Genomic DNA, 12,380 nt, shown 5'->3' on the forward strand with positions numbered 1-12,380 from the left:
GGACTCCTCGGTGGGGGGGGCTTGTAGTGAGCAGGATGTCCCGCGCCCGGCGGCCCCGCCACACAGCCGGACCGGACGGCTGACCTCCTGCCTCGAACGAACCAAGGACCGTTTCGCGATCGGTCCGCAGGGGGAACTGCAATGTCCAGTCCACAGAACTCCGATGCCGCGGAAGACGCGGAACACGACGCACGAGAATGCGGCACCGAATGGCGGCCAAGCGCTGCAGGACCTCGTAGCGGCCGTGTCCGGGGCCGCGCCGGAATTCCGTGCATGCCCGTATCCGGCCTGTGCCGCCCTGCGGGAGGAGGCGCCGGTGTGCCCCTTGACCGGACGGACCTCGACTGCACCCCGCGCCGCAGTTGAGCGCGGGGTTCGGCGTGTACGGGGGTGCAGGGGCTACGAAACGGTCATTCCGTCCCGCCAGGCGTGGGGCCGGGGCCCGCGGGGGTGGGGTGGCCGGGGAGGAAGAGGGAGCCGACGGCCGCGCCGGCGGTGAAGAGGGCTGCGAGGAGGAAGGCGTGGCCGTAGCCGGCAGTGAGGGCTTGCACGCCGGGGCTGAAGTGGTCGCCGGCGGCGTGGGAGGCGACGGCGGCGAGGATCGCGAGGCCGAGTGCGCCGCCGACCTGGCGGGAGGTGTTGACCAGCCCGGAGGCCAGTCCCGCTTCGCGCGGGTGGATGCCGGCGGTGGCTGCGGCGGTGACGGGCAGCATGGCCAGTCCCAGACCGAGGGCGCAGAGCACGAAGGGCGCGGCCACGTCGGTGGTGAAGACGCCGCCCACGGCGATGCGCGAGAGCCACAGGAAGCCGAGGGTGCTGATGGCCATGCCGGTGACCAGCAGGGGGCGTGGGCCGGTGCGGCGGACGAGGTGGGTGGAGGTCCGGGTGCCGAGGATGACCGCGAGGCAGCCGGGCAGGAACCACAGGCCGGTCTTCAGGGCGGTGAAGCCGAGGACCTGCTGCATGTAGAGGGAGAGCAGGAACCACATCGCGAGCATCGCGGAACCCACGCAGATCATGACCAGGTTGGCGACGGCCAAGGTGCGGCGACGCAGGACGGAGAAGGGAACCAGCGGGGCGGCGACCTTCAACTCGATGACGGCGAAGGCGGCCAGGAGCAGGATGCCGAGGGCGAGGGCGGCCCAGACCTGGGGGGAGGCCCAGGATGAGCTCTCGGTGGAGATGATCCCGTAGACCAGGGCGGTCAGGCCTACGGTGACCGACAGTGCGCCGGGCACGTCCAGGCGGCTCAGGCCGCCGTGGCTGCCGTGCACGGCGGGCGCGTAAAGGAGTGCGGCGGTGAGGATCGCGATCCCGATGGGAACGTTGACGAAGAAGACCCAGCGCCAACCGGTGTACTCGGTCAGGAGCCCGCCGATCACCGCACCGGCCGCGCCGCCGACGGCGTTGACCGAGCTCCAGGCGCCCATCGCGCGGGTGCGGGCGCGGGGCTCGGTGAAGGTGGTCATGATCAGCGTCAGGGTGGCGGGGGCGAGGATCGCGCCCCCGATGCCCTGGATCGCTCGGGCCGCGATCAGCGTCGTACCGTCGGCGGCGAGCGCGCAGGCGAGCGAGGCGGTGGTGAAGACGCCGAGGCCGACGAGGAAGGTGCGGCGGGCGCCGACCAGGTCGGCGGCTCGGCCGCCCAGGAGCAGCAGCCCGGCGAAGCCGAGGGTGTAGGCGTTGACGATCCACTGCTGCCCGGCCGGGCTCAGGCCGAGGGAGGCCTTCATGTCCGGGAGGGCGACGTTCACGATCGAGACGTCCAGCACGACCACGAACTGGGCCGCGCAGGCGATCACCAGGATCATCGCCGTCCATGCGCCGCGGCGCGTGGACGGTGCGGGTTCGGTACTGAGTGTGGGCGGAGCACTTGGCATGGGGCTCCTCAGGGGCCGTGGACGGATTCGGGTCGGGAACAAACCCCACCGAATCTCTGCCCCCGCACAGGACCGCCGTCACAGGCGTGCGGCAACCGGGTGATCGGCCGGCCGGGCCCGACGCCACGGGCGACCGCACCACCGCTCTGGAAGGGTCGGTGGTGGTTCATCGTTCGCCCGCCCCTCGCCAGACGGGTGGGGGAGTCGTCCTGGCCACGGCGGGCATGACTTCCGGACGCCATCGGTGCGGGCGCGGGCCTGAGTTGGGCTGATTCCGCTGGGACGTTCACGTTGAGGAGTTCGGCCAGGGCGGAGCAGGACGGGGGGTAGACACCGTTGTCGGTGACGCCCTCCGCCTCAGGTTCCTCCCGGACGTCCGGATTGCCTGCTACCAGGTCAACCCGTCGCCGGGCTTCTCCTGGTACGGGTCCGAGACCGAGACGGGCCTGCCCATCGCAGCGGCGGTCGCCGACTGGCTGCTCGCTCGGCCGTCTGAGAGCTCCACACGGCTCGTGAACGGGTGGCTTTTCGGCCACCGGGGCCGGCGCCGCAGCCGCCCGCATCCATCCCTTCCCCGCCCATGGAGGGGGAGGGATGAGGTCGTTGAAGCCGGTGTGACCCGCTGTCTGTGACGGCCCACGTTCGCGGGGCCACGGACCGAAGTACCAAGGACGGTTGGTGAGACTGGACTACGTGTCCGCGCCCATGGTTCCGGACGAAGAGGCTCACCGGCAGACCGAAGAGCAGGAGTTCGGGTTCTTCCGCGCGCTCAGCACGCTGCACCCTGCGGATTCTGCAAGGGGACCCGACACCTACTGGGAACGGGATGACCACGTGCTGCGAATCCAGAGGACTGATCGTGCCGTCGTCTGATAGCCCCGCGCGCCCGATCGAATCGACCTGGTCATGAGTTCGCGGTTGGCCGCACAAGCGCCGGCGAGGTCGTCGCCGCGGTCCCAGTGTCATCTCTGCGGCGACGGCAGACGGGCGCTGAGCCTGGAGGGATCACGTCCCCTCGGGAGGTCGCGCTCGCTTTTGCGTTCATCCCACGACGGTACGCAGTACCCGTTACGGCGTTCGTTTCGCTCGGCGCGCCGTGGTGGGGATGCGGCGCTACGGTGAAAAGGACGTCATGGCCCCGGAATCCGGACCGGCAGGAAGCCGGTTGCCGGCCGACAGGTAGACGGGGCCGCGCACGCGCGGCACGGCGAGCGGGCCCGCCAGGCCGCCGCACACGTCCCGTGCCCCCCCCGTGGCTCGACTCATCTCCCAGCAATGCCTTCCCGGCTAGGAGGGAACGCATGAATCGGCACGTTCGTTACGCACTGCTCACCCCGCTCGTGGCTTCCGCGGTTGTCCTGACACCCGCGATGGCCGCCCATGCCAAGCCGGCGGCGCCCGCCGCAGCCCCACAGGCGACCTGCAAGCTCGTCGCGGCCCCAGGTACGAACCCCGTCGAGTTCGACCTCGTACTGACCGACTTCAAGGCCGGCCAGCAGATCAGGGTCACGGGTCCGGAGAACTTCATCCGCACCGCGAACCAGCAGGGCTCCTTCACGGAGGAGGACGTCAAGAAGGGCTCCTACACCGCGAAGGTCACCGGTGGTGGACACAACAACCCGGCGGTCGGCTGCGGCAAGCCGCCCAGGACGCCCGTTACCGCTGCCGCCGACATATCGGACGTGGAGGTCACGGGTGCGTCGACCACCCCCGCGGTGGACGTCGACTGCTCCGTGGCGCAGAACGTCACCTTCCAGGGGAAGATCACCGGAACGGGCACGGGGAACGTGAAGTACAAGTGGTCGGGCGCGGGCAAGACGAGCACGCCCACGGTCAAGTTCACCGAGCCCGCGACCGCGACCGCTTCCTTCACCGTGAGGGCCGCTCCGCGTGCTGCCCCTGCGAATCCGGCCCCGTCCGTGGCTGTGACCCTCTCCGCGGGTGACGCGACGGACTCGCTCAACTTCACGCTCAAGTGCAAGGCCGGAACCTGACCCGGCCCCGACCGCTCTCGGCCTGTGCACCGCCCGGTGCACAGGCCGAGTAGCTATGGTCCAACGGTTACTCCGGTCTCCTCGAAGGTTTCCCGAGCTGCGCACCCCCATGCCGCAGCGGTCCGCGAGCTCGGAATGGACCGCCGCACCGTCCGCGTGTATGCCCTGGCCCGCAGCTGGCACGAGGTGCTACGACGGGCTCCGCGCCGCCCTTCCGCCCTGACAGCAACGCTGGGACGAGCGCGAACACAGCGTCGGCGCGGCCCGCACACGGCGGAACGTCTGCAGCGCCTACGCGAACACGACCGCCCTGCGCGAAGACCAACACGCGGTTACCCAGGGGACGACGTTAAGCTCCAAAAACGCATCATGACAGGCCGCGCCAGCGTCCCACTCCTGCGCCAGTCGTTCTGATCGCCCCACCTACGTCGCCAAGTGCCGGGGTTGGTGGTTCTCTCACTCCCTGAGCAGGGGAGCGGGCCGCGCCCACCGACACCCCCTCAGCGATGGCCGCAGCCACCCGTGTCCTTCCACACCCGTTCAGCACACAAAAGTCGGCATCTCCACTCACCACCGAAATAATCCTTTATGTCCGTCCGGTCTCTGGGTGCCGGACCTCATGAAAAGTGGTGAGAGACATGTGGCGGGTCACGTATCGCAGGTGCCTGACGGCACTCGCCGGCTGCCTGGTCATTGGCGGCGTTCTTCTGCCGTCCTCGGCTGAAGCTGCTCCGCTGGTGACTACCAGGTGGTCTTGCAACGGGGGGCCGGTCTTCACGGTCACCACTACCCCGCAGGCCACCTCTCTGCTGAGGCAGATCTACCCGCGGTACGGCTGCCAGCAGGTGGGGTAATCCGCTCCGTCCCGGGTTGCGCGTCGCCACGGCCGCAGCCCGGGGCGGACGGCTGCCGTGCGCCCTGCCTACGGCTCACCCAGGGAAGCACTCCGCCCGTGCCTGGGGGTTCCAACGGGTGTCACCGCCCGAGCATCGACCACGTCCTGCCCGGCTGCCGTGCGGTGCTGCACGCGGCGCCGCCGCGGGAACGGGCCCGCGCTCCGGTGACGGGCGTCTGATTTTCGCTGTCCTGAGGTCGTCCAGGCAGGTCGGTGGCGCGACGGCGGCCGGGTCCGGCTTGGTCCCGGCTGACCGGGGCGCTGGGTGCGCCGTTCCCGTGGCTCTGGCCGACGTGACCGCCGCGGCGTGACCTCGACGGAGCGGCTGATTCATCGGTAGGCCCGTGAGGCTTTCCCCGATGGCGTGGTCCGGATGCTGCCTCACCGTACGACGCCGGCGGAGGTGTGGCGGGAGCTGTTCGGGCCGCGCGGCGGCCGCCAATGCTACGTCGGCTCGGCGGCCGCGGCTGCCGCACGGGCCTCCGGTCGACACGCCGTGACGGGCGGGGGAGCATGAAGACGAGGGCTGCCCTACATGTGCCCCTCTCCCCTCCCCCTCGACTTCCGATCGGAGAACCCTCATGTACCGACGCACCGGACGCGCCATGGTCACGTCCCTGCTCCTCTCCTCGGTCGTATGCGGCGGCGCCGTCGCCCTCGCACCAGCTGCCGGCGCGGCAGTCCCGGCCGCCAGCTGTACGGTCACGCCGGGGCCGAACGACACGTACGTCACGATCACCGGCGAGGGGTTCACGGCACCCCGCAAGCTCAACGACGGCGAGAGCACCGTGGACCTGGCGATAGGCCCGGACGGAACCTTCCGCGTGCAGCGCTTCCAGAAGAACGTCGACTACACGGTCCTCGCGGCCAACGAGGACCAAAACTTCATCTTCGTGAACTGCAAGAAGGTGGGCTCGGCGGCGACGCCGAAGCCCCAGAACCCGCAGAACACGACCCCGGTCCAGCCGGGCTCCCGTCGGGACATTGCCCAGGGCCGCGCCGCCGGCACCCAGGCGGGCGCCGCGGCGGCCAACAAGAGCTGCAACACCAAGCCGGTGGCGGACAAGTCCGGTCAGCAGCACAGCGACGCCTACTGGAAGGCCTGGACCCAGGCAGCCAACAACGCCTTCAACCGGTCGTGCAACGGCAGGTGAGCCGCCTCACCCAGAGCCGCAGGGGCGCGCGGCGACAAGAACGCTCGCCTCGCCTCCTACCTGTTCGCCCTCACGGCTGCCCGGAGGCAGCGCGCAGCTCCCGTTCCGACTCGGCAGTCACTCCGGCTTCCGAGCGCACGCGAACGCCGCGCATGGTGCGCCCGTGGGTGCGGACCGGAGCCTTACGCGATGTGATCAACAGGTGTCCGCAGCCAACCGGTGGCGCGTCGGCAGTGGTCGGAGCATCAAGGTTGCCGTAGATCAGCAGCCAGTCGTCACGCTGGGAGAGCGTGGCCCCGAGCCGACGGATAACTCCGGCTCGTGCGCCTCCGGTTGGCAGGACGAGAAGTTCGCGAGATCAGCCGAACAGCATTCCGCGATCGTGGTGTTCCCCGCGTGCACCCACCAGACCAACCCATAGTGCGAGGCGTACCGATGGGCGTACTCCGTCGCCAACTGATCCCGATGCCGCCGATCCCGTCGGTGGCGAGGGCCACCCGCCGCACGGCCGACGCACCCGTACGCGCCATGGCTCGCCCCTTGCCGAACGGAACCCTGTGCAGGCTGCGGCTTTCTCGGCCGCAGACCCGGACGGCCGCCCTCACCGGTGTGAGGGCGGCCGCTACAGGAAGGTACCGAGCTTGCCGGAACCGGTTACATGTTCCAGGTCTGGGGTGCGAAGGACGGGTCCGCGGAGTGGCCCCACTGCTGGGCCGTGCCGCCGTTGTCCTTGCTGGAGTTGCTGATCTCGAGCGTCTTGCCGCTGTTGACGTTCGTGATGTTCAGGCCGACGGTGCTGCCGGCCTGCGAAATGGTCCAGCGCTGGGTCGGGATGCCCGCGCAGGTCCACTGCTGGGCGCGGGCGCCGTTGACCTTGCTCGAGTTCTCGATCTCCAGGCACTTGCCGCTGTTGGCGTTGACGATCTCGTAGACGCCCGCCGTGGTGGTCGCGCGGAACTGCCAGTTGGCGCCGGCCTGGCCGCCGCAGGTCCACTGCTGGGCGACGCCGCCGTTGTCCTTGCTGGAGTCGCTGATCTCGAGGCACTTGCCGCTGTTGGCATTGCGCAGGAGACCCGCGGCCGGCACCGGGACGGGGGACGGCCAGGCGTTGACGCCCCCGGCGATGACGCCCTTGCCGTCGCCCTTGTAGAAGTTGAAGCGCTGCTGGTTGCTCCACAGGCCGCCGAGGTCGGTCTTGCCGTCGCCGTTGAAGTCACCGGACAGCAGGACGGGCATGCCGTTCCAGGTCGTGTCGTGCCACATCGCGACGCCGTCGTCGAGACCGGCCGCGGCATTGCCGCTGTAGCGCTGCAGGGCCCCGTCGCCGGCGATTGCGACGATGTCGTCACGGCCGTCGCCGTTGAAGTCCCCGGTGGCCACCTTCTGCATGCCCTGCCATGTGGCGTCGCGCCACATGTTGCGGTGCTGGCCGTTCAGCAGTCCGTCGGCGCCGGTGGTGTAGGCGTGCAGAGCGCCCTTGGGACCCGCTCCCCATACGGCGATCAGTCCGTCGCGGCCGGAGTCGTCCGCCTTGAACCGGGCCAGCTGGAGCATGCCGTTCCAGTTGGTCTTCTCGTCGACCCACATCGACTTGCCCGCGGCCAGGCTGCCGTCGGACTGCCCGGTGTACAGGCGCAGCGCGCCGTTGCTCCACACGGAGGCGATGTCGGTGATGCCGTCGCCGTTGAAGTCACCGCCGATCATCTTGGTGGCGGAGCCCCAGGTGCCGTCGGCCTTCCACATGAGGCGACCGTATTCGAAGGTGCCGTCGGACCGGCCGGCGAAGGTGTGCAGGTTGCCGTCGGTGGTGACGGCGGCGATGTCGGTGCGGCCGTCACGGTTGAAGTCGCCCGTCGCCATCACGTTGGTGACCTGGGGGACCAGGCTCTGCAGGCGTATTTCGGGGGTGGTCTTGCGGACCTGGTCGACCCAGCCGGCCACGTCGTCCATGCGGACGTCCATGGCGCCGGTACGGGTCTCTGCCGGGTCGGTGCCGAGGCAGCCGCCCTGCCACGAGCGGGAGTTGACGGCCGCCAGCTCCACGGCACCGTCCTTCTGGCGTACGGCCGGACCGCCTGCGTCGCCCTTGCAGATCGCCGCGCCGTCGACACCGTCCAGACCGAGGGCGCCACCGTCGAGGGAGGTCACGGCGAAGACGCCCGAGTGCAGCTTCTGAGGCACCCATTCCGTCTTCGTCCGCCCGAACCCGAGCGAGGTCAGCTGCTCGCCGACCACCGGGGCCGTGGAAGCGACCTTGACCGGCTCGACCCCGACGACCCGCCAGGCGAGCTTGACCATCACCAGGTCGCGGTCGGCATGCGGCACGAGCTCCACCGCTTCGACCACGGTGCCCGTGGGCTGCGTGAGGTCGGTGCGTCCCACGGTGACGGTCGTCTTCACGGCCGGCTTTCCGGCCGCGAGCGGCGCCGTGCCGTCACGGAAGCAGGACGCCGCGGTGATCACCCACTGGGCGTCGACCAGCGCGCCCGAGCAGGCGGACTTCTCGCCGATGTTGAGGTTCGCGGTGAAGGCATGGCTTCCGCTCGTCACGCCGCTGCCGTTGAGGGCCGCGGCGGGGGTGGCGGTGAGGAATCCACCTGCCACCGCGGTGGCGAGCAGGGTGGCAGCCCACGCAGTGCGTGAACCGTTTGCTGACATGGTGATCCTTTCGGTACGCGAATGGTCTGAGCCCGGGCGCGGGTCCCATGGGCCGCTTGGCGCCGGCACCACGATCCTGGTTCGGGGCGGCCTTCCTGATGGAGCCTCGGTTGCCGCACCACCGCCCAGGGGGCGTTGGGGCAAGGCCATTCAGGAGAGCGATTCAACCATTCACGCATCGGCAATTGAAGATATGAATACCTGCCGCAAGATATCCCGCTCGCCTGTTGGTTCGTCAACTCGCCGCCTCTGTGAGCACGCACACGTGCGCTGAAGTGTGCGGATCCACACGCGCGGAGTCGCTAATTCCGCATCACGCGCGCTGGCACTTCCCCCTAGAGGGGGAGGTTTGACAGGCCAAGTCGAGTAATCCAGATAGAAGTTGATGTACAATCAACTGCGGTTGATCTCGATGGGATCGCAGGGCTAAGATCTCGAGGCAGGGCGCGGCAACCGGATCGATGCCTTCCTTCCACTGACCCGGCTGACCCTGCTGAGCCGGGTCGAGTCCGGTCAGAATTTGCTTGCGGGACTCAAACTGGCTGTCGGTGGAGTCAATGACGCCGACGGGATCGACGGACAGCCGATCGAGCCGGTGGTCCGCGGCACCGCCGCCGATCCGCCCAGGGCCGCGGCGGCCCGGGTGGGTCGAGCGTAGAAGCCAGGAGCAGCCCTGCGAGCGTGCCGAGAACGCCCAGCGTGGTGCGACGTGTCCACGATGGTGGGCGCGGCCGGCCGGCGGTCCGGCGTGACGGTCGGAGCGACAGGGAGTTCGGAGAGGGCCGAGTGCAGTGGCGAGCCGCCGGCGGATCTCGGCTGCGGTCGAACGGCGGTCGGGGTTCTTGTCGAGGAGCTCCAAAACCAGCTGCTCGAGCTCGCGGGGGAGTGCTGGGCCGCAGGGTGGACAGCGGAGCAGGAGCACCTTCGTGCAGGTGCTGGTTGAGAACCTGCCAGCCCGATCCGGTGAACGGGGCCGCACCGGCGAGGAGCTCGTGAACCAGGCAGCCCGGGGAGTGCAGGTCGCCCGGGGCGGCGAGGCGGCCGTGTGCCAACTGGAAGAGCGGCCTTCATCCGCTTTTGGACGGCGTCTCGCTCAACGAGGTGGAGTCGGTCGTGGAGTCGTGGCGCGCCGCCGTTCAGGACGCAACCGCCCGGAGTTTCGGCTGGCCGGACTGGATCAACGTGCCGTCCAAGGGCGCGCAGGTCGCCGCGGTGCGCGCGGTGGCGGCCGAGCGGCGGGGAGCGGATCTGCCGGCCGGCGTTCTGGTCGCGGCTGTGTGCCCGGCCTTGTCGAGACCGCCTCGTCCTGGCCCTGGTTCGAGGACTTCAGCCACACCTCGACGTCTGTGGAGGTTGCCACGCGGTTGCTCGACTTCATTCTGGCCGAGCCTGTCGACCGGGCGAATTATCGGGAGCTGGTTCGGCACGGCAAGGTGCCGCCTTGGCACGGCAGGGGCATGGCCGCTCCGCGTTAGCGAGCTCATCCGGGTTCGCGGGCGCCGCGCTCCTGAGAGCGCGGCCCTTTAGCGGCCCTTCGGGCGAGTGTGAGTCCCGTCCGTCCATCGACGGACGGGACTCGCTTCTCAGGCGGCGCCGGCCTTCGCGGCCTCTGCGACGTCGGCCGCCTCGGCGGCGGCCGGTCGCGGCTCGCGGACGAGCGGGACCGTCGCGCACGCGGCGAGCAGGGACGCCACGGCGACCGCGTACCAGCCGTGCTGGAACGCGGCGACAGCGTGTCCGGGGGCCGGGGTGCCGAGGATGCCGACCAGGATCGCGACGCCGAGGACCGCGCCGATCTGGCGGCCCATCGAGGTGATGGCCGAGCCGGTGGCGAAGCGGGCCGGCGGCAGGGCGGCCGCCGACGCCCCGGTCAGGACCGGGAGCGTCATGCCGACGCCGAGGCCGGTCAGCAACATGCCGGGCAGGAGCGAGGCCGCGTAGGTCGAGCCGGTGTCGAGCGTCGCGGCCCACCACAGGATGCCGGCGGCGAACAGGACGGTTCCCGCCATCGCGATGCGGCCCGCACCGAATCGGGCGACGGCGGGTCCGATCCGCAGCGCGACCGGCGGCACCAGCAAGGGTCCGGGCGCGATGGCGAGGCCGGTGTGCAGAGCCGAGTAGCCCCACACGCCCTGGCACCACAGCACCGCGCCGAGCAGCATTCCGGCGAACGCGACGGTGAACAGCGTCAGGGCGGCCGCGGCGGATGCGAACGCCGGAACCCGGAGCAGCGGCAGCTCGACGATCGGCACGGGGTGGCGGGCCGAGCGCAGGACGAACCAGACGCCGAGCAGCACCGCGCCGGCCAGGCCGCCGAGGGTGCGGGCGCTCGTCCAACCCCAGTCAGGAGCCTTGACCAGGCCGAGCGCGAGCGTTGCGATGGATCCGGTGAGAAGGGCGGCGCCGAACAGGTCGGGCAGCGGACTCTTCTGCGCCCCGGCGCGTCCGGGCGACGGCAGCACCTTGACGCCGAGCGCGAACGCCGCGATGCCCACCGGCACGTTGACGATGAACACCCAGCGCCATCCGGCCTCGACCAGCAGCCCGCCGGCCACCGGCCCGAGTCCGGCGGCGATCCCGCCGATCGACGCCCAGGCCCGCACCGCCCCGGCGCGCTTCTCGGGCGCCGTCGTGTCGAGCAGCAGCGCGAGCGACGTCGGCATCAGCAGTGCGGCGCCGGCGGCCTGCACGAGCCGTGCCGCGACCAGCGTCCCGACGTTGGGAGCGAGTGCGCAGCCGACCGAGGCGAGGGTAAACACCGCCAATCCGGTCAGGAAGACCGGCTTGTGACCGGAGCGGTCGGCGACGCGGCCGGCGACTACGAGGAGCGCCGCGAAGACGATCGCGTAGCCGTTGAGGACCCACGAGAGGGAGCCGAGGCCGCTGCCGCCGTACGAGCGGCCGATCGCCGGGAGGGCCACGTTGACGATGAAGAGGTCGAGGTTCGACATGAAGACCGCGGCCGCGACCGTCGCGAACACGGCTCGGGACACCCTTTGTGGGTTTGAAATTCCAACTGTCATGGCTCGGAGGCTAGCCGTGTGGGTTTGAAAACACAACGGACTCGGGGGAGGATGGGGACGTGACCTCGAAAACGAAGCAGGGTGAGAGCTCGGTCCCGCACCCCGACGTGCCCGGTCGGCCGTGCTCCGTGGCCGCCGCGCTGCAACTCGTCGGCGAACGCTGGGCCCTCCTGGCGATCCGCGAGATCTTCTACGGCAACCGGCGCTTCGACCAGATCGTCCGCAACACCGGCGCCCCCCGCGACCGCCTCGCCGCCAGACTGCGCGCACTGGAAGAGGCGGGCGTGGTCGAGCGCCGCCCCTACAGCGAGCGCCCCTTGCGCTTCGAGTACCACCTCACGGAGGCCGGCCGCGATCTCGCACCGGTGATGCGCGCCCTGCTGACCTGGGGCGACAACTGGGCGGTGGACACTCCGCCGGTCGCCTTCCGCCATCGCGGCGGGCCCGGCTCCGAGCACGACGCCGAGCACGACCTCGATCTGACGTCGACGTGCCGAACCTGCGGCGAGGAGGTCCGGCCGGGAGGTCTCACGATCGACGTGCGGGCACCCGGATGGGATCAGGCCGGGCCGATCGAAGGCTCCTGAACTCAGCAGCGATCAGGGGCGAAGGGGTCGCCTCGAAGACACCGCCTCGGTCCCCGGTGCGCCGTCCTCGACGCGTCTGGTGACGTTGTCGAGCCCGTCATCCCGTACCCGAGGGAACTCGCGCCTTCTTCGCTGTGTGGTTCGGCAGCGGAGCTGTTCTCGCTTCGGAGGCCGGCAGGGACGTTGGCG

The 12,380-nt window shown here is 70.2% G+C and carries 7 protein-coding genes; 4 read left to right on the forward strand and 3 right to left on the reverse strand.

The features are described from left to right. Positions 1–410 precede the first annotated feature (410 nt). Positions 411–1,811 carry an MFS transporter gene (locus tag ACFWBF_RS15340; protein ID WP_385600893.1) on the reverse strand — a complete coding sequence of 467 codons (1,401 nt, stop codon included), beginning with the start codon at positions 1,809–1,811 and terminating at the stop codon, positions 411–413. A 747-nt stretch (positions 1,812–2,558) separates the two neighbouring features. Between ACFWBF_RS15340 and ACFWBF_RS15345 the strand changes: the two genes are divergently transcribed. From ACFWBF_RS15345 to ACFWBF_RS15355, 3 genes are all read left to right on the forward strand, one after another. Continuing rightward, positions 2,559–2,753 carry a hypothetical protein gene (locus ACFWBF_RS15345; RefSeq protein ID WP_385600896.1) on the forward strand — a complete coding sequence of 65 codons (195 nt, stop codon included), beginning with the start codon at positions 2,559–2,561 and terminating at the stop codon, positions 2,751–2,753. Between the two features lie 428 nt (positions 2,754–3,181). Next, positions 3,182–3,874 carry a hypothetical protein gene (locus ACFWBF_RS15350; RefSeq protein ID WP_385600899.1) on the forward strand — a complete coding sequence of 231 codons (693 nt, stop codon included), beginning with the start codon at positions 3,182–3,184 and terminating at the stop codon, positions 3,872–3,874. A gap of 1,476 nt (positions 3,875–5,350) precedes the next feature. Further along, positions 5,351–5,923, forward strand: a complete 573-nt coding sequence (locus tag ACFWBF_RS15355; RefSeq protein ID WP_385600902.1) for a hypothetical protein — start codon at positions 5,351–5,353, stop codon at positions 5,921–5,923. 654 nt (positions 5,924–6,577) lie between these two features. On the opposite strand, the gene ACFWBF_RS15360 is transcribed toward ACFWBF_RS15355, so the two are convergent. Further along, entirely contained in the window at positions 6,578–8,581 is a 2,004-nt protein-coding gene (locus ACFWBF_RS15360; protein WP_385600905.1) for an RICIN domain-containing protein, read from the reverse strand. A gap of 1,583 nt (positions 8,582–10,164) precedes the next feature. After that, positions 10,165–11,562, reverse strand: a complete 1,398-nt coding sequence (locus ACFWBF_RS15365; RefSeq protein WP_385600908.1) for an MFS transporter — start codon at positions 11,560–11,562, stop codon at positions 10,165–10,167. Between the two features lie 101 nt (positions 11,563–11,663). Here ACFWBF_RS15365 and ACFWBF_RS15370 point away from each other — a divergent pair, with 101 nt between their 5' ends. Further along, positions 11,664–12,191 (forward strand): winged helix-turn-helix transcriptional regulator, encoded by a 528-nt coding sequence (locus ACFWBF_RS15370; protein ID WP_385600911.1) that lies wholly within the window; start codon positions 11,664–11,666, stop codon positions 12,189–12,191. Positions 12,192–12,380: the final 189 nt, after the last annotated feature.

It is taken from the genome of Streptomyces sp. NPDC060028, from assembly GCF_042736725.1.
Taxonomy (GTDB): Bacteria; Actinomycetota; Actinomycetes; order Streptomycetales; family Streptomycetaceae; genus Streptomyces.